Source organism: Paenibacillus sp. p3-SID1389 (assembly GCF_025151705.1).
In the GTDB taxonomy this organism is placed as follows: domain Bacteria; phylum Bacillota; class Bacilli; order Paenibacillales; family Paenibacillaceae; genus Fontibacillus; species Fontibacillus phoenicis.
Window position 1 is genome coordinate 1 of sequence record NZ_JALXVO010000017.1, and the last position, 21,599, is coordinate 21,599.

The 21,599-nt window shown below is 52.6% G+C and carries 17 protein-coding genes; all 17 read left to right on the forward strand.

What is annotated here, in order from left to right:
* Positions 1-41: 41 nt before the first annotated feature.
* The 17 genes from M3G15_RS09230 (at position 42) to murD (ending at position 21,598) form a co-directional block, all read left to right on the forward strand.
* Positions 42-425: a DUF3397 domain-containing protein gene (locus M3G15_RS09230; RefSeq protein ID WP_260070710.1), complete on the forward strand. Its 384-nt coding sequence runs from the start codon at positions 42-44 to the stop codon at positions 423-425.
* 225 nt (positions 426-650) lie between these two features.
* Complete coding sequence (locus M3G15_RS09235; protein WP_036645607.1) at positions 651-2,366, forward strand: peptide ABC transporter substrate-binding protein; 1,716 nt, start codon at positions 651-653, stop codon at positions 2,364-2,366.
* A gap of 186 nt (positions 2,367-2,552) precedes the next feature.
* Entirely contained in the window at positions 2,553-3,485 is a 933-nt protein-coding gene (locus tag M3G15_RS09240; protein WP_009225586.1) for an ABC transporter permease, read from the forward strand.
* A gap of 5 nt (positions 3,486-3,490) precedes the next feature.
* Positions 3,491-4,453: an ABC transporter permease gene (locus M3G15_RS09245; RefSeq protein ID WP_009225587.1), complete on the forward strand. Its 963-nt coding sequence runs from the start codon at positions 3,491-3,493 to the stop codon at positions 4,451-4,453.
* A gap of 11 nt (positions 4,454-4,464) precedes the next feature.
* Complete coding sequence (locus M3G15_RS09250; RefSeq protein WP_036645609.1) at positions 4,465-5,460, forward strand: ABC transporter ATP-binding protein; 996 nt, start codon at positions 4,465-4,467, stop codon at positions 5,458-5,460.
* A complete protein-coding gene (locus M3G15_RS09255) occupies positions 5,457-6,398 on the forward strand; it encodes an ABC transporter ATP-binding protein (protein ID WP_036645611.1) in 942 nt (313 codons plus the stop codon). The genes M3G15_RS09250 and M3G15_RS09255 overlap by 4 nt, the downstream gene beginning before the upstream one ends.
* Before the next feature lie 174 nt (positions 6,399-6,572).
* Complete coding sequence (gene bshC, locus M3G15_RS09260) at positions 6,573-8,210, forward strand: bacillithiol biosynthesis cysteine-adding enzyme BshC (RefSeq protein ID WP_009225590.1); 1,638 nt, start codon at positions 6,573-6,575, stop codon at positions 8,208-8,210.
* A 12-nt stretch (positions 8,211-8,222) separates the two neighbouring features.
* Positions 8,223-9,491 carry an adenosylhomocysteinase gene (locus M3G15_RS09265; RefSeq protein WP_009225591.1) on the forward strand — a complete coding sequence of 423 codons (1,269 nt, stop codon included), beginning with the start codon at positions 8,223-8,225 and terminating at the stop codon, positions 9,489-9,491.
* A 535-nt stretch (positions 9,492-10,026) separates the two neighbouring features.
* The gene (gene mraZ, locus M3G15_RS09270) at positions 10,027-10,464 is read left to right on the forward strand and encodes a division/cell wall cluster transcriptional repressor MraZ (RefSeq protein WP_009225592.1); all 438 of its coding nucleotides are present in this window, start codon (positions 10,027-10,029) and stop codon (positions 10,462-10,464) included.
* A gap of 53 nt (positions 10,465-10,517) precedes the next feature.
* Positions 10,518-11,492, forward strand: a complete 975-nt coding sequence (rsmH, locus tag M3G15_RS09275; protein ID WP_260070711.1) for a 16S rRNA (cytosine(1402)-N(4))-methyltransferase RsmH — start codon at positions 10,518-10,520, stop codon at positions 11,490-11,492.
* Positions 11,493-11,891, forward strand: coding sequence for a hypothetical protein (locus tag M3G15_RS09280; RefSeq protein ID WP_009225594.1), 399 nt, complete (start codon positions 11,493-11,495; stop codon positions 11,889-11,891).
* A 19-nt stretch (positions 11,892-11,910) separates the two neighbouring features.
* Complete coding sequence (locus M3G15_RS09285) at positions 11,911-14,157, forward strand: penicillin-binding transpeptidase domain-containing protein (RefSeq protein WP_009225595.1); 2,247 nt, start codon at positions 11,911-11,913, stop codon at positions 14,155-14,157.
* 83 nt (positions 14,158-14,240) lie between these two features.
* Positions 14,241-16,205 carry a stage V sporulation protein D gene (locus M3G15_RS09290; protein ID WP_009225596.1) on the forward strand — a complete coding sequence of 655 codons (1,965 nt, stop codon included), beginning with the start codon at positions 14,241-14,243 and terminating at the stop codon, positions 16,203-16,205.
* 86 nt (positions 16,206-16,291) lie between these two features.
* Entirely contained in the window at positions 16,292-17,782 is a 1,491-nt protein-coding gene (locus tag M3G15_RS09295) for a UDP-N-acetylmuramoyl-L-alanyl-D-glutamate--2,6-diaminopimelate ligase (protein WP_009225597.1), read from the forward strand.
* The gene (locus tag M3G15_RS09300; RefSeq protein WP_009225598.1) at positions 17,779-19,179 is read left to right on the forward strand and encodes a UDP-N-acetylmuramoyl-tripeptide--D-alanyl-D-alanine ligase; all 1,401 of its coding nucleotides are present in this window, start codon (positions 17,779-17,781) and stop codon (positions 19,177-19,179) included. The genes M3G15_RS09295 and M3G15_RS09300 overlap by 4 nt, the downstream gene beginning before the upstream one ends.
* Positions 19,180-19,202: 23 nt before the next feature.
* A complete protein-coding gene (gene mraY, locus M3G15_RS09305) occupies positions 19,203-20,168 on the forward strand; it encodes a phospho-N-acetylmuramoyl-pentapeptide-transferase (RefSeq protein WP_260070712.1) in 966 nt (321 codons plus the stop codon).
* Between the two features lie 5 nt (positions 20,169-20,173).
* Positions 20,174-21,598, forward strand: a complete 1,425-nt coding sequence (gene murD / locus M3G15_RS09310) for a UDP-N-acetylmuramoyl-L-alanine--D-glutamate ligase (RefSeq protein WP_036645666.1) — start codon at positions 20,174-20,176, stop codon at positions 21,596-21,598.
* The last annotated feature ends 1 nt before the right edge of the window (position 21,599 follow it).

Sequence of the window (21,599 nt, forward strand, 5' to 3'; positions counted from 1 at the left end):
TTGATTTTTTCTATAACCAAAATTGATGCGGAGGTGAGGCTTTGGAAGCGTTGGTCTCTTCCTTGATCGTGTTGGCTATGATACCGGTCATTCCATTTGGGCTCGTTTATTTCATTCATTATTATGTCAAGCGGGATAAGAAAAGAGCGCTGAAGCTGGCCATGGACGTAACGACGCTGTTTCTGATCTTGTCGGTCTCTGCGTTGTTTAATAATGTGTTCCATTCGACCTTTGGCTTCTATCTGATCGTATTAATTCTATTGGTTGTTAGCGGATTGATTGGCGGGGCGCAGACTCGCCTGAAGGGAAGGGTCGACGCCCGCAAGCTGCTGCGTGTGGTGTGGCGTTTGGCGTTTGCGGCAACCGGATTAGCATACGTTTTATTGTTTTTAATCAGCTTTATTACATATATCACCGCCGCTTAGGTCAAACTAGGGTTGCCTTCCCAATACCGAATAAAGGGATGACATTCTTGGTTAATTGTTAAGAAAATCAAATGTCAATATTGTATATTGGACTATTTTGTTAAAGTCTAGCGCGAATTTTAGCAATTAACGCGAAAAATCTTGAATTTTATGTTGGATTTTTTTGACCGCTGGTTGTATAATCTAAAAACATATACCAAACCATTTTAAGGGGGATATTGCTAGATGAAGAAGAGTAAGAGTCTTTTGCTTCTTCTGACGCTCGTTCTTGCAGTCGGCACATTGCTAGCCGCATGCGGTTCGAACAACGGAAACAATGGCGCTGCTAATAATGGCGCAGCGAATGGAGGCAATACAGCTTCCGACAGTGGCAACAGCGGCGGAGAGAAGTTGGCCGCAGATCAAACGCTGAGAATTAACCTGAGCGCCGAGCCACCAACTTTCGACCCGGCTCAAGCTCAAGACAGCCAAGCTAACACCGTTCTGAAGTTGATGTACGAAGGTCTTACACGCCAGGACGAATCTGGTCAAGTTATCCCCGCTGCAGCTGAAAGCTGGGACATCGACGGGACGAAATATACGTTCCACCTGCGTAAAGACGCTAAATGGAGCAATGGCGACCCTGTTACGGCGAACGATTTCGTATTCGCTTGGGAACGTGTCCTGAGCCCGAACACAGATCCGGCTGCACCTTATGCTTATCAATTGTACTACCTGAAAAATGCTCAAGAATATAACGAAGGAACCATCACGGATTTCAGCCAAGTCGGCGTAAAAGCAGTTGACGACTATACGCTGGAAGTGGAACTGGTTGCTCCAACTCCTTACTTCCTTGGTCTGACTTCCTTCTATACGTTCTATCCGGTTCACCAATCCGTTAAGGATGATCCGAAATGGGCGGTTGACCAAAGCAAAATGATCGTTAACGGCGCGTTCACGCTGACCAACTGGGTGAAAGGCCAATCGATCGAAGTAACGAAGAACGAAAACTATTGGGATAAAGCTAACATCAAGCTGAACAAAATCACCATGTCTCTGGTTAACAGCGGCGCAACTGAGTTGGCTTCTTACCAAAACAACGAATTGGATCGCGCAGGTGCGCCTAACGGCGAAATCCCAACCGACCAAATTCCGATCCTGAAAGATCAATTGAAAGACGAATTGGAGATCAAAGGGATTGCAAGTACGTACTACTATGAATTTAACGTAACGGCTAAACCGTTTGATAACGTGAATATCCGCAAAGCGTTTGCGATGGCTATCGATCGTCAAGCGATCGTTGACAACGTAACGCTGGGTGGTCAAGTTCCGGCATTCGGCTTCGTACCTCCGGGTATCAAAGGTCTGAATGACGAATATCGTAATGAACACAAAGACGACTACTTCACAGAAAACGTGGAAGAAGCGAAGAAGCTTCTGGAACAAGGTATGAAAGAAGAAGGCTATACGAAATTGCCTGAGATCACATTGACTTACAACTCCAGTGAAGGGCACAAGAAAATCGCTTTGGCAGTTGCGGATATGTGGAAGAAAAACCTGGGCGTTGACGTGAAAACGGAAAACCAAGAATGGGCCGTATTCATCGAAAACCGTCAAAACCTGAACTACCAAGTAGCTCGTGCTGGTTGGAGTGCAGACTACAACGATCCGATGACATTCCTGGATATGTGGGTAACAGGTGGCGGTAACAACGACACCGGCTTCTCGAACGAAGAATACGACAAGCTGATCAAAGAAGCGAAAAATAGCGAAGATATGGCACTTCGTGACGCGAACTTCGCAAAAGCCGAAGAAATCCTGATCAAGGACAACCAAGTCTTGATGCCGATCTACTACTACACGAACGTTTCGGCTACGAAACCGTGGTTGAAAGGTGTAGTTCTCGACTACAGCGGTGCGATCGATTACAGCCGCGCTTATATTACGGATGATCGTAAATAAGTCATTGTTAATCGCATAGAAATCTCGGGATATATATGTGGGTGTTCCATATATATCCCGTTTTTTTTGTGTGCCCTCTTCTTCCAAGCATTGCGTCCTTATACAAATATATGGAATAGACAAAGTGTTTCTTTTCACCTAAAATCGATATGTGTCGAAATTTAAAAGAAGGAGGTGTGAACGGGCATGGTGCGCTATATTGCCAGTAAGTTTTTTTACATGTTAATTTCGCTGTTTATTTTGATCTCAGCTACCTTTTTCCTGATGAAGGCGATTCCGGGGAATCCGCTTACTTCCGAGAAACAGGTGCCTCCGGCAATTAAGGAGCGTCTTATAGAACAGTTAGGACTCGATAAGCCCGTTTACCAGCAATATCTGAAATATTTGGGTGAAATTGCTCAGGGCGATTTGGGAATTTCCATGAAGCAGATCAACCAGGATGTATCTCACATCATTAGTCAAACGTTTTCGGCGTCTTTGAAGCTGGGGATTGTTGCGATTATCGTCGCGTTAGTCCTTGGGGTACTGCTTGGTATGTTGGCAGCGCTGTATCATCGCAAATTGATCGACAATGTGGCGATGGTGTTAGCGGTGCTGGGCATCGCGGTACCTAGCTTCGTCGTGGCTTCTTTGCTGCAGTACGTATTTGCTTCGAAGCTGCACTGGCTGCCGACGATGGGCTTTAAAGGTCCGATGTATTATGTGTTGCCGGTAGCGGCCCTCACGGCGCAGCCGATCGCGTTTATCGCCCGTTTGACCCGTTCAAGCATGCTGGAAGTATTGCATGCAGATTACATCAAAACGGCTAAGGCGAAAGGCCTGGGCTGGATGGCAATTCTGTTCCGTCACGTGATCCGTAACGGGATTATGCCGGTAATCACCTATATGGGACCGATGACGGCAAACATCGTAACCGGTTCTGTGGTTATCGAGCAGCTCTTCGGGATTGGCGGTATCGGAAAACAGTTCGTGCAAGCGATCAGCGTCCGCGATTATCCGCTGATTATGGGGATTACGATTTTTTACGGCGTATTGCTGATGTTGGCCCGGTTTATCACGGACATCCTCTACGTGCTAGTGGATCCGAGAATTAAGCTTTCGAAAGGGAAGGAGGGATAATGCGCATGGATACGAATCCAATCAAAGTGATGCCGACTCCGGTCGACCTGACGGCGGACGATTTCCGCAAAATCGGCGCGGACGAGAAAGAAGCCGAAGTCATTCAACGCGAAAGTATCTCAGCTTGGCGAGATGCATGGCAAAGATTGCGCAGCAATAAGCTGGCGATGACGGCTTTGATCTTCTTGGCGCTGGTAACGTTGGCTGCGATTATCGCTCCGGTTATCGTCGGTAAAATCTACGGCTACAACTATTATTCAAACGACCTTTTAAATACGAACAAAGCGCCATCGGCCACGCACTGGTTTGGTACGGACGACCTTGGCCGCGATATGTTTATCCGAACTTGGATGGGGGCGCGCATTTCCCTGATCGTTGGTCTGGCGGCAGCGTGTATCGACCTTTTGATTGGCGTCATTTACGGCGGAATCATGGGTTACTTTGGCGGCCGCGTCGATGAAATTATGAGTAAGTTTTCAGAGATTTTGTACTCCATCCCTTATCTGCTCGTTACGATTCTGTTGCTGGTCGTGATGGAGCCGAGCTTGGGAACGATTATCCTTGCTTTAACAATTACCGGCTGGATTAACATGTCGTGGATTGTCCGCGGTGAAATTATGCAGTTGAAGAACCGCGAATACGTGTTGGCTTCCCGTTCGATGGGCGCAGGCCACGGACGCTTGTTGTTCCGCCACCTGTTGCCAAATGCGGTTGGACCTATCATCGTTACGGTGACATTGTCTGTACCTAACGCGATTTTCGCCGAAGCGTTCCTTAGCTTCCTTGGCTTGGGCGTTCAAGCTCCGGTTGCTTCGCTCGGTTCGATGATCAATGATGCCTTGACCGGCTGGTTGTATTACCCGTGGCGGATGCTGTTCCCAGCCATTTTGATCAGTATCATCATGCTGGCGTTTAATATTTTTGGTGACGGTCTTCGCGATGCGCTTGACCCTAAACTGAAGAAGTAGGAGGTGGAATGATGGAGCCGATTTTACAAGTTAAAGATTTGCATGTTTCCTTCCAAGTCAAAGGTGGAGAAGTGAAGGCCGTCCGCGGCATGAACTTTGAAGTGGGGAAAGGTGAAACGGTTGCGATCGTCGGCGAATCCGGCAGCGGCAAGAGCGTCACGGCCCAAACGATTATGCGCCTGATTCCGTCTCCTCCTTCCATCATTAAGCAAGGTGAAATTATTTTCCAAGGGCAAGACCTTTTGAAGAAAAGCGACAAGCAAATGGAATCGATCCGCGGGAAAGATATTGGCATGATATTTCAGGACCCGATGACCTCCTTGAATCCTACGATCAAAGTAGGCCGACAAATCACTGAAGTATTAATCAAACATCAGAAAATGTCAGCGGGCGAAGCGAAGAAACAGGCTATCGAGATGCTTAAGCTTGTAGGCATCAAAAATGCAGAAGCCCGCTTTAACCAATATCCACACGAATTCTCCGGGGGGATGCGGCAACGCGCCATGATCGCCATCGCACTTGCCTGCCGGCCTGCGCTGTTGATCGCTGACGAACCAACAACGGCGCTCGACGTGACGATTCAGGCTCAAATCATGGACGTCATGAAAGAGATGCAATCCCGGCTGGGCACCTCCATCATTTTGATCACCCATGACCTTGGCGTCGTAGCCGGCATGTGTGATCGCGTCATCGTCATGTATGCCGGTGAAGTGGTGGAGACCGGAACGAAGTGGGAGATCTTCAAAAACCCGCAGCATCCATACACCAAAGGTTTGCTGCGTTCGATGCCGCGTTTGGATCAGAAGAAGGGCGAACCGCTGATTCCGATTATCGGTACACCGCCGGATTTGATCAAGCCGCCGATTGGTTGCCCATTCGCCGCTCGTTGCGACCAAGCGATGAAGATTTGCGAACGCATCGACCCAGGCGCGACTGTATTTAGCGAAACGCATACAGCCCGCTGCTGGGATCTTCATCCGATGGCCAAGGAGGTACAGTCGTCATGAGCAAAGGCAAAACTCTAATTGAAGTTGAAGGCTTGAAAAAATACTTTAACGTTGGCGGCGGTAACGTACTGAAGGCGGTCAACGACATCAGCTTCTCGATTGCCGAAGGCGAAACGCTTGGCCTCGTTGGCGAATCGGGCTGCGGTAAATCGACCGCGGGCCGTACGATTCTTCGTTTGTACGAGCCGACGGCTGGCAGCGTTCGCTTCAACGGCGTGGACATCAGCAAATTGCCGCCGAAGAAAATGAAAGCGATGCGCCGCGACATGCAGATGATCTTCCAGGATCCGTATGCATCGCTGAATCCGCGGTTTACCGTTACGGATATCATCGGGGAAGCGCTGGATATTCACGGTTTGGCCGGATCTAAAGCAGAACGCAAGAAACGGGTTGAAGAATTGCTGGATATGGTTGGTTTGAACCCGGACCATGCAACCCGTTATCCGCACGAATTCTCCGGCGGTCAGCGCCAACGGATCGGGATTGCCCGTGCGCTGGCGGTGAATCCGAAGTTCATCATCTGTGACGAACCGATTTCGGCGCTGGACGTATCCATTCAGGCACAGGTTGTCAACCTGCTTGAGGATCTTCAGGACCGTCTCGGATTAACGTATCTGTTTATCGCGCACGACTTGTCCATGGTGAAGCATATCAGTGACCGTGTGGCCGTGATGTATCTGGGCCGGATCGTGGAGCTGGCAGACAGCGAAGAGTTGTATGCCAACCCGATGCACCCTTATACGAAAACGCTCCTGTCCGCGATTCCGATCCCGGATCCGGAAATTGAAGCTAACAAGAAACGGATTGTTCTGGAGGATACCACCAGCGGTCCAATCGGCAAAGAAGGGGTTGCCAGCGGAGGTTTGTACGACTTGGAGAACTCCGAGCTGGTTGAAGTGTCTAAAGGACATTTCGTCTCCATGCCGAAAAAAGGTTGATCGATTCTGCGAACTCCCGCAGCCGTTCATGACGGTTGCGGGAGTTTTTTTTTTTTGCGCCTGATCATTACGGAAAGTTAGAGGTTTAGCAAAAGTAAGGATTTCTTTGACGGAGCGGTAGGACATCCGTTACAATCAAGGAAGGTTTTGATGCAGACAGGAGGACGCAAACTGATGAATGTCGTTCAAGAGCAACTTTCATTTGTGGGGCCGCTGGCTGAAGTATACGTCAATCAGTTTGCTACGGTTCAGCAATTGTATGAGAGCGACCCGGCGGAGGCCAACAGCTGGGCTGAACGAGTCGCATGGCTTGATCAATCAGAGCATACGCGCATAAGTCGGAAGGCAGTCGCTGCCCGACTTCGTGAATATAACAGACAATATAACCCGTCCCCGGCCGTTGAACAGGCGATCGATCAACTCGAGCAGCCGGGGACGGCGGTGATTGTCGGCGGGCAGCAAAGCGGGTTATTCACCGGGCCGCTGCTCGTGATCTATAAAGCCGTGACCATCCTCAAAGCGGCGAAGGCCGCTTCGGCCCGGTTAAATCGTCCGGTGGTGCCGGTGTTCTGGATTGCCGGCGAGGATCACGACTGGGATGAGGTCAATCACACCTATGTGTTGGCGCCGGATTTACAGGTGCGTCGGATTCGCATGCACCGCGGCAGCATGGACCGGCTGCCGGTCAGCTTCACGAAGGTGACGTCCGAGGCGTGGGACAAGGCCATTTCAGAGCTGGAGCAGCTGTTGCCCGACAGCGAGCATAAGGCGGCGCTCCTGGACTTGGCACGAAGCTCGTCAGCGGATGCGGATAACTTGACGGCCGCTTTTGCCAAGCTGATGGGAGCTTTATTTGGAAAATACGGACTGGTGCTGCTGGACTCGTCAGATCCTGAGTTGCGCCGGCTGGAAGTACCGGTGTTTGAGCAAATGATTCGCCGCAATGATGAGCTGGAATCGGCTTACCACGAAACGGTACGGGATTTGGCGGGCTTGGGATTTGAACCTTCGGCTGAAGTGGCCGAAAATGGAGCGAATTTGTTCTATATTAATGAACATGAACGGCTGCTGTTGTTTAAACAGGAAGGGCGCTTCGAAGACCGCAAGGGCAAAGTCTCCTTTACGGCTGACGAGCTGCTCGCCGAGCTGCGGGAGCATCCGGAGCGGTTCAGCAATAATGTGTTAACTCGCCCCTTGATGCAGGACAGTTTGCTTCCCGTCCTTGGCTCGGTTCTCGGCCCCGGCGAAATTGCTTACTGGGGGCTGACGCGCAAGGCGTTTCATAAGCTTGGGCTGAAAATGCCACTGCTGCTGGCACGGGAAGCTTTTACGGTGGTAGATCGAACCGTGCAAAAGTATATGCAGAAATATCAGCTCAGCTGGGATGATGTGAAGGATGCCGAAGGCTTCCGCCGCAGACGTGGAGCTTGGCTTGCGGCGCAGGAGCGGATGCCGGTCGACAAGCGGTTTGATGAGGTCATCGCTGCGTTTGGAGAGCTATACAATCCGCTCATTGAGGAGCTGGCAGGAGTTCAAAGCGATTTGTCCAGACTCGGGGCGGTGAACCGAGACAAGATCATCGGCCAAATCGAGTATTTGCGCGGCAAGGCGAAGGATGCGTTGGAGAAAATTCATGAGACCGGCTTACGCCATTTCGACCGGATTCAACTCTCGCTATTCCCTCTAAGCAAGCCGCAGGAGAGAGTTTACAATCTCTTTGATGCATTAAATCGATATGGGACGGATTGGATCGAAGGCCTGATGAATATCCCTTATGAGTTAACTGGCAAACATCGAATCATCTATTTATAGGAGGAGACATTTATGAGTTCGTTAGCGATTCAGAACAGCATCATTACCGACTTGAAGCTTGCGCCGGAGGGGCATTTGAAGATCGATTGGGTGGAAGCCCACATGCCGGTGCTGAACCGGATTCGGAAGCAATTTGAGGCGGAGCAGCCTTTTAAAGGACTGAAAGTGACCATCTCGCTTCATTTGGAAGCCAAAACGGCCTACTTGGCTAAAGTTATCCAAGCCGGTGGGGCGGAAGTGACGATTACCGGCAGCAATCCGCTGTCGACGCAGGACGATGTTTGTGCTGCACTCGTTGAAGATGGCATCACCGTTTATGCCAAATATAATCCTGAACCGGAAGAATATAAGGCGTTGTTAATTAAAGCGCTGGAGACGAAGCCGGATCTTATCATCGACGATGGCGGTGATTTGGTTACGATCTTGCACTCGGAACGTCAGGATTTGCTGGAGAATGTGCGGGGCGGCGCTGAAGAGACGACCACCGGGATTTTGCGCCTGAAAGCGATGGACAAGGAAGGCCAGCTGAAATTCCCAATGGTTGCAGTAAATGATGCTTATTGCAAATACTTGTTCGACAACCGCTACGGCACCGGCCAATCGGTGTGGGACGGAATTAACCGGACGACGAATCTGGTCGTTGCTGGGAAAACCGTCGTGGTTGTCGGCTACGGCTGGTGCGGCAAAGGCGTGGCGATGCGGGCCAAAGGCCTTGGCGCTAACGTCGTTGTTACCGAAGTTGACGCGATCAAAGCGGTGGAAGCCGTGATGGACGGCTTCCAAGTGATGCCGATGCTGGAAGCGGCGAAGATCGGCGATTTCTTCGTCACTGTGACCGGCAACCGCGACGTGATTCGCGGCGAGCATTATGATGTGATGAAGGACGGCGCGATTCTGTCCAATGCCGGCCACTTCGACGTGGAAGTCAACAAGCCTGAGCTTGCGGAGCGTTCGGTTTCGGTTCGCACCGTGCGCAAGAACATTGAGGAATATCAGTTGAAGGACGGACGCAAAATGTACCTGCTCGCCGAAGGCCGTCTGGTGAACTTGGCCGCCGGCGACGGACATCCGGCCGAAATCATGGACATGACGTTTGCGCTGCAGGCGTTGTCCTTGAAATACGTGAATGACCGTTATCAGGAAATCGGGAAAACGGTTGTTAACGTCCCTTATGAGCTGGACGAGCAAGTGGCCCGCTTCAAACTGGAAAGCCTCGGCGTGAACATCGATACGCTGTCCGCTGAGCAACGCGCTTACCTGGATAGCTGGCAGGAGCATTAATTCGTCGCAGCGGTGATTACAGCTCGATCGCCGGTGGACAGGCGTTACGGTGAAACGCTACGGCCGCTGTAAATTGATGCGTGTTCGCCGGGAGACGATAATTAACGGTAAATCGTACCGCTAATTGTTACTTATCCGCCGCTAGACGATGATTAACGGTAAATCCTACCGCTAATTTTGCCGGATTGGGCGAAGTCGGGTGATTTCACCGAAAATAACGGTACAAAATCCTGTTAATTCGCTGAAACTGCGGATTGTTCAATAAAATAAAGGTACTTTTTACTGTTAACACACCAATAAAGGACTATCTGAGGCAGATCAAATCTGCCGGGATAGTCCTTTTTGCTGCTTATTTAGCGCCGAACGAAGCGTCAACCGCGGTTGCAGCCCTAAAGTAATACCTCCTTCCCACCAACCGCCTGTCAAAAAAATTTTGAACCAGAGAAGGATTTTCTCGTTCAGTGTGGAATAGTTACATATCACAGTGGTGTAAAGTGGTGCAAAGTGGGGGAAAGAGGTAAGGAGTGAGTCACCAATGTTTATGGGGGAGTTCCAACATAGCATTGACGATAAAGGCCGGATTATTATTCCGGCTAAGTTTCGTGAACTCCTCGGCAGCTCTTTCGTGGTTACCCGCGGCTTGGACCAGTGTCTTTTCGTTTATCCGATGCAGGAATGGGAAGTGCTGGAACAGAAGCTGAAGGCTTTGCCACTGATGAAATCCGACGCCCGTGCGTTTACCCGCTTCTTTTTCTCGGGTGCAACCGAATGTGAATGGGATAAACAGGGAAGGGTAAACTTGCCAAGTAATTTACGGCAGTATGCCAAGCTGGAGAAGGATTGCGTTGTTTTAGGCGTGTCGAATCGCGTGGAAATTTGGAGCAAAGACACGTGGGAGCAATACTTCCAGCAGTCGGAAGATACGTTTAACGAAATTGCTGAGAAGCTGGTGGATTTCAACTTCGATCTTTAGAAGGAGTTATTCTTTAAGCTAGTCAAATGAATTCAGGTTTGGGGGCGTAAGTCTTGTTTCATCACATCACGGTACTCAAAGAAGAAGCGACAGAAGGGCTGCGCATCAAGCCGGACGGCATTTATGTGGATTGTACGCTGGGAGGCGGCGGCCACAGCTCCGTCATCTTATCCAAGCTAGGTCCAGGGGGAAGGCTGATCGCTTTCGACCAGGACGACTGGGCGCTGGACAATGCCAAGGAGCGGCTCGCAGCCTATGCGGACAAGTTAACTTTGGTAAAAAGCAATTTCCGCTACATCGAGCAAAAACTGCGGGAGATCGAAGGGGTGCCGCAGCTAAACGGGGTTCCCCAGGTGGACGGCGTATTGTTCGACCTCGGTGTTTCCTCCCCTCAGTTTGACGAAGGGGAGCGGGGGTTTAGCTATAACGCGGACGCGCCGCTCGATATGCGGATGGATCAATCGGCCGCATTGACGGCTCGGGAGATCGTAAATACGTGGCCGGAACGCGAAATTGCTCGTATTTTGTTCCAATACGGCGAGGAGAAATTTTCCAGGCGGATCGCCAAGGTCATTGCAGACCGGCGAGCACAGGAGCCGATCGAAACGACGGGGCAGCTCGTCGAGCTGATCAAGGAGGGCATCCCGGCGGCTGCAAGGCGTACGGGGGGCCACCCAGCCAAGCGCAGCTTTCAGGCATTGCGCATCGCGGTTAACGATGAGCTGGGCGCATTCGAAGAAGGGCTGCATGCGGCCATCCGTTGTTTGGCGCCGGAAGGACGGGTTTCGGTCATCACCTTCCACTCGTTGGAGGACCGAATCTGTAAGCAAATCTTTGCCAGCTATGTGGAGAAATGTACTTGCCCGCCCGATTTTCCGATGTGCGTGTGCGGCGGCAAAGGATCACTTAAATTAATCAACCGGAAACCAATCGTTCCGTCGGAGCAGGAGTTGGCTGACAATCCGAGGGCCCGTTCCGCGAAATTACGCGTGGCGGAGAAATTGCAAACCGGTGTGGAGGTATCGTAAATGGCTTATACGCGTGGGAATCTGGCAGTCAAGGAGAAGCAAGCGGAACGCAGCTATCAACCGCAGCGTTATCGGGAAACGACGAAGGTGGTAACCCGCCGTTCGCCGTTGCCGGTTCGTGAGAAGTTGCTGTATATGATGACGGTTATTTTTTGCGTAGCCGTGATGGGCGGGTTGTTATGGCAAAATGTGTCACTTTACAACATTAAGCGTCAAATGTTTAATTTGAATACGGACATTCAAGCGATCAACGCGGAAGTGAAGGAACTAAGCATTCAAAAGGAAAAGCTGGAGGAGCAAATTCCGGAGAAGGCGAAGGAGCTCGGTTATGTTCAGCCGGAGGTAGAAGGCTTTCATGTGAATGTACCGGCAGATGGCGTTGAAACGGCCAAGAAATAATGTCTAAAGAGGTTTTGCCATGATCAAGCGAATAAAGCTTCGAACACTGCTGATAGGGGGATGTATTACCCTCTTTTTTGCTGTATTGATCGGTAGAGCGTTTTGGCTGCAGGTCGTGCAAGCGGACTTTTGGCAGGCGCATGCGGAGGAGCTGTGGTCAACCAAAAAGTTGCTGCCCGCAACGAGAGGAACGATCACGGATCGGAATGGCGATGTCCTGGCGGTGGATGCTCCGGCTTACACGGTGGCCGTCAATCCCGAACTGATTAACAAGTACGGCCTTCAGGACGAGGTAGTTGAAGGGCTTGGCAAGGTCCTCGGTAAAGATGAAAGTGAACTCCGGAAAATCGTCAGTGCCAAAAAAGAGTCCGGCGAGTACTATACGCAACGCGAGGTTCGGAACGAGGGCTGGAAGATTGATCAAGACCTGAAGAATCAGGTGCAGGCATTGATCGACGAGCTGAAGGAAAAGCATAGCAAACTGCAGGACGTCGGCATTTACTTGATCAAGGATCAGAAGCGGTATTATCCGAATCAAAGCTTGGCTTCCCACGTCTTGGGATACATCGACCGCGAAGGCAAAGCCGTATCCGGTATTGAAGCCTACTTCGATGAGCAGCTCAAGGGCGTTGACGGTTCGCTCGAGTACAAGCGGGACGGCCGGGGAATTGAGATTCCGAAAGCCAGCGAAATTTATAACCCGCCGAAGAACGGAGACAACCTGAAGCTGACGATTGACTACACGATCCAGTACTACATCGAGCAGGCGATGAAGGAAGCGTACGATCAGCTGCAGCCGATCAGTATGACGGTGATTGCGGCCGATCCGAAGACGATGGAAATCCTTGGCATGGCGAATATGCCGACCTATAACCCCAATGAATATTGGGCGGATGTCGATCAGAAAAATTTCTATAACCACGCGATCAAATCCGTTTACGAGCCAGGTTCCACATTTAAAATCGTGACCTTGGCCGGGGCGGTACAGGAAGGCTTATTTAATCCAAATGCTACATACAAATCCGGCAGCATCCGGGTGCCGGGGCAAACGATTCACGACTTGAAGCGTTCCGGCTGGGGCGAGATCACGTATCTGGAAGGCGTGAAACGCTCCAGTAACGTCGCTTTCGTCAAGCTGGGTTACGAGATGCTGGGTCCGGAACGTCTGAAGACGTACGTCGATCAATTCGGATTCGGGAAAAAAACGGGCATCGAGCTGCCGGGGGAATCCAAAGGGATCGTGGATCCGGTGCAGCAGGCTGACTTTGCGGCGATGTCATACGGCCACGGGAAGCTGCTTGTGACGCCGTTGCAGCAAATTGTGGCGGTATCGGCCATCGCGAATGGCGGCAAGCTGATGGAGCCGCATATCGTCAAGTCCATCACCGATCCGCAAACCGGGGAGACGGTGGAAACCAAACCTAAAGTGCTTCAGCAGGTGATCTCTCCCGACAAAGCGAAAGAAGTTGGAACTTATTTGGAGCAGGTGGTCTCGGACCAAAAGATCGGGACGGGACGTCACGCCTACATCGAAGGGTATCGGGTTGCCGGTAAGACGGGGACTGCAGTAAAGGTAGTTAACGGCCAATATGATTACACGAAACAGGTCGTTTCATTTATCGGCTATGCGCCGGTGGATGATCCGAAGATCGCGGTTATCGTCTTGATCGACGAACCCAAGGACTCGGAACTGGGCGGGGGGGCCGCCGCCGCTCCGGTGTTTAAGCAGATCGTAAATCAAACGCTGCAGTATATGGGAGTTCCGAAAAAAATCGAAGGCAGCGCGTCCGGTAACTCCTCGAAGACAGCGGCTTCGGGACCAAAAGTTCCGGATGTCGGCGGGTTGCCAGTTCAACAAGCCAAGGACAAACTGTCGGCAAGTCGCATTTCCTATGCAACATATGGGAAAGGGGATACGATTATCTCCCAATTCCCGAAGGCGGGAACGACGCTCAAATCCGGGCAATTCGTTTACTTGCTTACGGAGAAGGGATCGGACATCAATGTGCCAAACCTGCAAGGCGAATCGCTGCGCGATGCCTTGGAGTTACTATCGGTCCTTCAAATCCCGGTTACGGCGAATGGGGAAGGCTACGTCGTCTCACAGGAGGTTGTCAACGAGAACGGCGGCAGACGTGTAATCCTTACCCTGGAACCGCCGGATAAGGAGGAAACTTCGTCCAACGATGAGCAGGTGGAGGATGCCTCAACCAGCGGCGATCAAGGGAACGATGCCGGAGAGAAGGAGACCTCGGACTCGCCATAGCTTGTTCTAACCCCTGGTTGTCCTGAATAGTCATGTGATGAGTGCAATCATGATGATGTCAGGATGGGTAAGGGGGGCGACCTGTGAAAGTATCCAGATTTACTGTACGACGAAGATTATTCTGGCTGTTAATGGTGTTGTGTTTGCTGTTTGCGGCGCTGGCCGTGCGTCTTGCCTACGTTCAAATCGGGAAAGGCGCTGAATTGTCCGCCAAAGCGGAGGATTCCTGGCGCCGGAACATCCCGTATTCGGCGAAGCGCGGCGAAATCAGCGACCGCAACGGCACGGTGCTTGCTTATAATATTACGACGCCAACGGTGATGGCCATTCCGGTGCAGATCAAAAATCCGGAGCAGACGGCCAAGAGCCTGGCGCCGCTGCTTGGGATGACCGAGGAATCGGTACTGAAGACGATCACCAAGAGACAATCCATAGTCAGGCTGCAACCCGGCGGACGCAAAATTACGATGGAAAAAGCGCAGCAAATTCGTGATTTGGCTCTTCCGGGTATTGTTGTTGCCGAAGACAATAAGCGCTACTACCCCTTCGGGGGATTGGCAGCACATATCCTGGGCTTCACCGGCGGCTACAACCAAGGCCTTACCGGCGTGGAAAGCAAATACGACAACCTGCTCAGCGGCATGAACGGAAGCGTGTCTTATTTGTCCGATGCCGGCGGGCGCTTGATGCCAGGTTCGTCGGAGAAATACGTGGAGCCGAAGGACGGCCTGAATCTGACGCTGACGATCGATAAGACGATCCAGAGCATCATCGAGCGGGAGTTGGATCAGGCGATGGACCGGCTGCAGGCTGATTCAGCGCTGACAATTGCGATGAACCCGAAGACGGGAGAAATCCTTGGCATGGCTGCCCGGCCGGGGTATGAGCCGGAAGCCTACCAAGAATATGATGCAGAAGTGTATAACCGGAATTTACCAATCTGGATGACGTACGAACCAGGTTCCACCTTCAAAATCATTACATTGGCTGCGGCATTGGAAGAGAAAAAGGTGGATTTGCTGAATGAGCGTTTTTTTGATCCGGGTTACGTCAAGGTGGGCGGGGCAACCCTGCGCTGCTGGAAGAAAGGCGGCCACGGCAGCCAAACGTTCCTTCAGGTCGTAGAAAACTCCTGCAACCCCGGGTTTGTCGCCTTAGGTCAACGGCTGGGGAAAGAAACGCTGTTCCAATACATCAAAAATTTCGGCTTCGGCAGCAAAACCGGCATCGACCTGAACGGGGAAGAGAACGGGATTCTGTTTAAGCTCTCGCAAGTAGGGCCGGTGGAACTGGCGACGACCTCGTTTGGTCAAGGCGTTTCGGTGACTCCGATCCAGCAGATTACGGCGGTATCCGCGGCGATCAACGGCGGCAAGCTGTATAAACCTTATGTAGCCAAAGCGTGGACGAATCCGGAGACGGGCGAGGTGGTTTCGGAGAACAAGCCGCAGCTGGTGCGGCAGGTCATTTCGGAAGAGACCTCCAAGCAGATCCGCATGGCGCTGGAAAGCGTCGTCGCTAACGGAACCGGCGGGAACGCGTTTATCGACGGGTATCGGGTTGGCGGCAAAACCGGGACAGCGCAAAAGGTTGTGAACGGGCGTTACTCGCAAAATGAACATATCGTTTCGTTTATCGGCTTCGCTCCGGCAGACGACCCGCAAATCGTCGTATACACGGCGGTGGATAACCCGCAAGGCATTCAATTCGGCGGCGTGGTGGCCGCGCCGATCGTACGCAACATCATGGAGGATGCACTGGAATATATGAAGGTTCCGCCTCGCGAGCAGCAGGTCAACAAGAAGTATAAATACGGAGAGACGCCAATCGTAACGGTACCTGATCTGATCGGCCACACGACCCAGGAAATCTACGAGGATTTGAACATGAACTTCAACCTGGCGAGATCCGGCACCGGCAATGTGGTGATCAACCAAGCTCCGAAAGCGGGGGCCCGGGTAGAGAAAGGATCGACGATCCGCATCTACATGGGGACAGAAGCGGAGGCAGAGCAACAGCATGATCATAACTCGATCACAAGTGAATAATAATCCTGAACTTAGTTAAATTTGGTGATAATATAGTATGAGTGTGTAGCGGTACAACACGCAGTTGAAAGACGGAGGGGTAACCTATGCTGCTTAAGAAACTAGCAACGTATTTTATGACATCGCAGATACGAGGGGATGGGGAAACGTCCTGTACGGGGATTGCGATCGATTCGCGCAAGGTACAGCCGGGGGATCTATTTATTTGCCTTCCCGGCCATACGGTGGATGGTCACGATTATGCCCGGCAGGCGGAAGAACAAGGTGCCGCGGCACTTGTAGTAGAACGGTGGCTGGACGATGTTGCCTTGCCGCAGCTTAAAGTCAAGGACAGCCGGCAGGCGATGGCTGTGCTCGGAGGCGTATTCTTCGGCGCGCCAAGCTCGCGGCTGAAAGTCATCGGCGTGACCGGCACGAACGGCAAGACGACCACCACTTATCTGATCGAGCGGATTTTGCAAGATCAAGGCAGGGAAACGGGATTGATCGGCACGATCCAACGCCGGTTCGCCGGGCAGACGTATCCGATGTCCGGGACAACGCCGGAGTCGCTGGAGCTGCAGCAATATTTGCATGACATGGCTGAAGGCGGCGGTGAGTATTGTGTAATGGAAGTGTCCTCTCATGCGCTGGCGCAAGGGCGCGTGAAAGGAACCCGCTTCCGGACGGCCGTTTTTACGAACTTGACCCAGGATCATCTGGATTATCATAAGACCATGGACGAATACCGCTGGGCCAAAGGATTGTTTTTCTCCCGACTGGGCAATACGTATGCGGAAAATCCAGAGGAGCGCAGCTATGCCGTGCTGAATGTTGACGACCCGGCGAGCGCTTATTTTGCCAAGCAGACGGCGGCTGAGGTGATTACGTATGGCGTGGAGCAAGATGCCGACGTTAGAGCCTCAAACATCTCGATTACCGCACGGGGGACGTCCTTCCACGTGGATACGTTCCGCGGGAGCGCAGATATCTCCTTGCGGATGGTAGGGAAGTTTAATGTGTACAACGCGCTGGCAGCCATCTCGGCGACGCTCTTGGAAGGCATACCGCTAGAGCAGATCAAGGCCAGCCTGGAATCGGTGAAAGGCGTTGAGGGCCGGGTGGAAGCGGTGGATGAAGGTCAGGATTTCGCCGTGATTGTGGATTACGCCCATACCCCGGACGGATTGGAGAATGTGCTGCGGACGGTGAATGAATTCGCGAAAGGCCGAGTGATTTGCGTCTTCGGCTGCGGCGGGGATCGGGACCGGAAGAAACGTCCGATTATGGGCCAAATCGCCGCGAAGTATGCAGATTACGTACTGGTGACCTCTGATAATCCTCGCACGGAAGACCCGCAAGCCATCTTACGGGACATCGAACAGGGACTCGTTGAGGACGGCGTGGATCAGGCGCGTTATGAGCTGATCGTCGACCGCCGCGAGGCCATCGGGAAGGCTATTGAAATGGCAAGCCGTGAGGATGTAGTATTGATTGCGGGGAAAGGCCATGAGACCTATCAATTGATAGGCTCCAAGGTGCTCGATTTTGACGATCGAATCGTTGCAAAAGAAGCGATAAGGGGTTTGGCAAAGTGATCAAAAGAAACTTAGCGGAAATTGCCGCGATGTGCGGCGGACAGATTCGGGAAGCGGGCGATGCCGGCATCGTGGTGCAAGGCGTTGTGACGGACTCCCGGCAAATAACGAAAGGCTGCCTGTTTGTGCCGCTGGCGGGAGAACGGTTCGACGGCCATGATTTCGCCTCGGACTGCCTGCAGGCGGGAGCAGGCGCTTGCCTGTGGGCACTCTCGAAGGGAACGCCGCCAGGCCCGGCCGTACTCGTGGACGATACGCTAATTGCGCTGCAGGCGCTGGCCAAATCATACTTGACCGAAACCGGAGCTAAAGTCGTCGGGATCACCGGAAGCAACGGGAAAACGACGACCAAAGACTTGGTTTACGCTCTTTTGTCTACGACTTATAAAGTGCATAAAACCAAAGGGAATTTCAACAACCATATCGGCCTTCCGTTAACGATCTTGGCCATGCCGGAAGATACGGAAATCGCCGTACTGGAGATGGGGATGAGCGGCCGTGGGGAAATCGAACTGCTTTCGAAGATCGGTGAACCGGAAACGGCGGTTGTCACCAACATTGGCGAATCCCACTTGCTGCAGCTGGGTTCGCGGGAAGAGATCGCAAGAGCCAAGCTGGAAATTCTAGCGGGCATGAAGCCGGGAGGACTGTTCATCTACAATGGGGACGAACCTCTCATCCCTAAAGTGTTGGCCGAGCCGTCTACGGTGAAGCCGGAAGGACTGCAAACGGCAACGTTTGGGCTGCGTCCGGAGAATGACCAGTATCCCACGGGGATCCTGTTTACGGACCATCAAACGTTGTTTACGCCGCATGGCAGTGAAGGCGATCCGCTGGAACTGCCGCTTCTCGGCGAGCATAACGTATCCAATGCGCTTGCGGCGATCACGGTTGCCCGTCATTACGGGGTGGGCGAAGCAGCGATCCGCGAGGGCTTCAGCAAAGTGGAGCTGACCGGAATGCGGATTGAGGTTATTACCGGACGGAGCGGCATTACGATCCTGAACGACGCGTACAACGCCAGCCCCACTTCGATGAAAGCGGCCCTTGGCGTTTTGGAGCATATGAAAGGGTATCGGAAGAAAATCGCCGTGCTCGGCGATATGCTGGAGCTGGGCGATTCCGAGGCAGATTACCATCGCGAAATCGGGGAGATGTTGACACCAGGTACGGTGGATCAGCTGTTCACCTGCGGTCCGCTTTCCCGCCACATCGCCGAAGGGGCGAAGAAACAGTTGGACCCGAATTTCATTCATGCATATACTGATAAGTCTGAACTGATCCGCAAGCTGGTTTCGTTGCTGCATCCGCAGGACGTCGTCTTGGTTAAGGCTTCCCGAGGCATGAAACTCGAAGAAGTCGTCGAAGCGATCAAAACTAGCGAGCTGACACACTAATACCGGCGAAAGGGGGGGATCCCATGGATTTTGGACTTATCTTGCTAACGATCGGCGTATCTTTTATTCTGGAGGTCATCTCGGCTCCGCTGATCATTCCGCTGCTGAGAAGACTCAAATTCGGCCAGCAAATCCGCGGCGAAGGGCCGCAAAGCCATTTGAAAAAGGCGGGAACGCCAACGATGGGCGGCATCATTATCCTATTGGCGTTTACGTTAGCTTTCTTGAAATTTTCCGTTGTGAATACCGACTTCTACGTGCTTCTGGTCGCCACGCTTGGCTTTGGACTGGTCGGATTTCTCGACGACTATATCAAAATTGTATTTAATCGGTCTTTGGGTCTCACACCCAGACAGAAATTGATTGGACAGCTGCTGTTCGCCGGAATCATGTGTGCCTTGCTCATCTCGGAGGGCCATAGCACAGCGATCGTTATCCCGGGGACGGACATTGCGTTGGACTGGGGCCCGTGGTTCTATTATCCGTTTATCGTCATTATGATGATGGCGGTGACCAACGCCGTGAATTTTACCGATGGCGTGGACGGCTTGCTGTCTGGCGTCAGCGCGATTGCACTGGGGGCGTTTGCGGTGATCGCCATGCAGGTGACTTCGCTTCCTGCCGCGGTTTGTGCGGCAGCCATGATCGGTGCCGTGCTGGGCTTTCTGGTATTTAACGCTCATCCGGCCAAGGTGTTCATGGGCGATACCGGTTCGCTGGGCATCGGCGGGGCGATTGGAGCGATTGCGATCGTCACCAAAACCGAGCTGTTGTTCCTGGTCATCGGCGGAATTTTCGTCATCGAAATGTTGTCCGTCGTCATCCAGGTCATTTCGTTTAAGACATGCGGCAAACGGGTATTTAAAATGAGCCCGATTCACCATCATTTCGAGTTGTCCGGATGGTCGGAATGGCGCGTTGACGTCACCTTCTGGGCGGTTGGACTGGTGCTGGCGGTCATAGGACTTTACTTGAACAAGGGGTTGTAATGAAGATGAATCATCCAGAAGAATACCGGGGACGTCAGGTTGTCGTTCTCGGTTTGGCGAGAAGCGGCGTTCAGGTCGCCAAAACCCTGCATCATTATGGCGCCGTCATCACGGTCAACGATAAAAAAGAACGAGAACAGTGTCCCGAAGCATCCGAATTGGAGGCTTTGGGAATTTCTGTTGTATGCGGAGGTCACCCGGACGATCTCATTCATGAGGGCGTTTCGCTGGTCGTTAAAAACCCCGGAATCCCGTATACCGCGCCTCCCGTGGCCAGGGCGATTGAGCTTGGCATCGAGGTTGTGACGGAGGTGGAGGTCGCTTATTTGATCAGCCCGGCTCCCATTCTCGGGATCACCGGATCCAACGGTAAAACGACCACGACAACGTGGATCGGCAACATGCTGGAGGCTGCCGGCATGAGACCGATTGTCGCTGGCAATATCGGCATCCCGCTGTGCGAGGCCGCTGAGGAGGCGGATGAAGGCAATTGGCTGGTCGCCGAGCTCAGCAGCTTTCAGCTGAAGGGGACCCGGGCGTTCCGCCCGGAGGTAGCCTGCTTGCTGAACGTGGCGGAGACGCACCTGGATTATCATGGGACAATGGATGATTACATCTCGTCGAAAGCCAAGCTGTTTGCGAATCAACGGGAAACGGACCGCGCCGTCCTCAATTGGGACGACCCCGTGTGCCGGGAGCTTGTGCCTTACATAAAAGCGAAGCTGATCCCTTTCTCCATGACCGAGGAGTTGCAGTCGGAGGGTGTTTACGTCGAGCCGGCATACATTCCGGACGTTGAAGACGGGCTGGCCCGCCGCATCATGTATCGGGGGGCTGATGGCGAGGTGCGTGTCATCATCGACATTGCCGACATCGCCTTGCCGGGCCGCTTTAACATCGAGAACGCGCTGGCGGCGGTTGCGGCGGCGATTGCGGCGGGTGCCGCACCAGAAGCGCTTGCGGAGCCACTGCGAACGTTCCACGGTGTGGAGCATCGTTTGGAGTATGTGGACGAGAAGCAAGGCGTCGTTTACTATAACAACTCCAAAGCGACCAATTCCAAAGCGACGGTCATGGCCCTCGGCGCGCTGCAGGCACCCATCGTGCTGATCGCCGGCGGTTTGGACCGCGGCTCGGATTATATGGAGCTGCTGCCGGTTTTCAAAGAGAAGGTGAAAGCCGTTGTGGCGATGGGGCAAACGAAAGAAAAAATTGCTAGAGTCGCTGAGCTGGCGGGTCTATCGCACATCGTGCTGGTCGATACTGTGGACAGCGCCGCAGATACGCTGCGTGCTGCGCTGAAGGAGGCTGCAAGCCTGGCGGAGCCGGGAGATATCGTTCTGCTCTCGCCAGCCTGTGCCAGCTGGGATATGTTCCCTTCCTATGAGGAGCGTGGACGCATTTTTAAAGAGGCGGTGCATACCCTTTAAG

Excerpts from the sequence above, each read along its gene's own strand:
- M3G15_RS09250 (WP_036645609.1), top strand. The coding sequence starts at position 4,465 with ATGGAGCCGATTTTACAAGTTAAAGATTTGCATGTTTCCTTCCAAGTC.
- murD (WP_036645666.1), top strand. The coding sequence starts at position 20,174 with ATGAATCATCCAGAAGAATACCGGGGACGTCAGGTTGTCGTTCTCGGT.
- mraZ (WP_009225592.1), top strand. The coding sequence starts at position 10,027 with ATGTTTATGGGGGAGTTCCAACATAGCATTGACGATAAAGGCCGGATT.
- M3G15_RS09235 (WP_036645607.1), top strand. The coding sequence starts at position 651 with ATGAAGAAGAGTAAGAGTCTTTTGCTTCTTCTGACGCTCGTTCTTGCA.
- M3G15_RS09245 (WP_009225587.1), top strand. The coding sequence starts at position 3,491 with ATGGATACGAATCCAATCAAAGTGATGCCGACTCCGGTCGACCTGACG.
- bshC (WP_009225590.1), top strand. The coding sequence starts at position 6,573 with ATGAATGTCGTTCAAGAGCAACTTTCATTTGTGGGGCCGCTGGCTGAA.
- M3G15_RS09240 (WP_009225586.1), top strand. The coding sequence starts at position 2,553 with ATGGTGCGCTATATTGCCAGTAAGTTTTTTTACATGTTAATTTCGCTG.
- M3G15_RS09280 (WP_009225594.1), top strand. The coding sequence starts at position 11,493 with ATGGCTTATACGCGTGGGAATCTGGCAGTCAAGGAGAAGCAAGCGGAA.
- M3G15_RS09295 (WP_009225597.1), top strand. The coding sequence starts at position 16,292 with ATGCTGCTTAAGAAACTAGCAACGTATTTTATGACATCGCAGATACGA.
- M3G15_RS09265 (WP_009225591.1), top strand. The coding sequence starts at position 8,223 with ATGAGTTCGTTAGCGATTCAGAACAGCATCATTACCGACTTGAAGCTT.
- M3G15_RS09255 (WP_036645611.1), top strand. The coding sequence starts at position 5,457 with ATGAGCAAAGGCAAAACTCTAATTGAAGTTGAAGGCTTGAAAAAATAC.
- mraY (WP_260070712.1), top strand. The coding sequence starts at position 19,203 with ATGGATTTTGGACTTATCTTGCTAACGATCGGCGTATCTTTTATTCTG.
- M3G15_RS09285 (WP_009225595.1), top strand. The coding sequence starts at position 11,911 with ATGATCAAGCGAATAAAGCTTCGAACACTGCTGATAGGGGGATGTATT.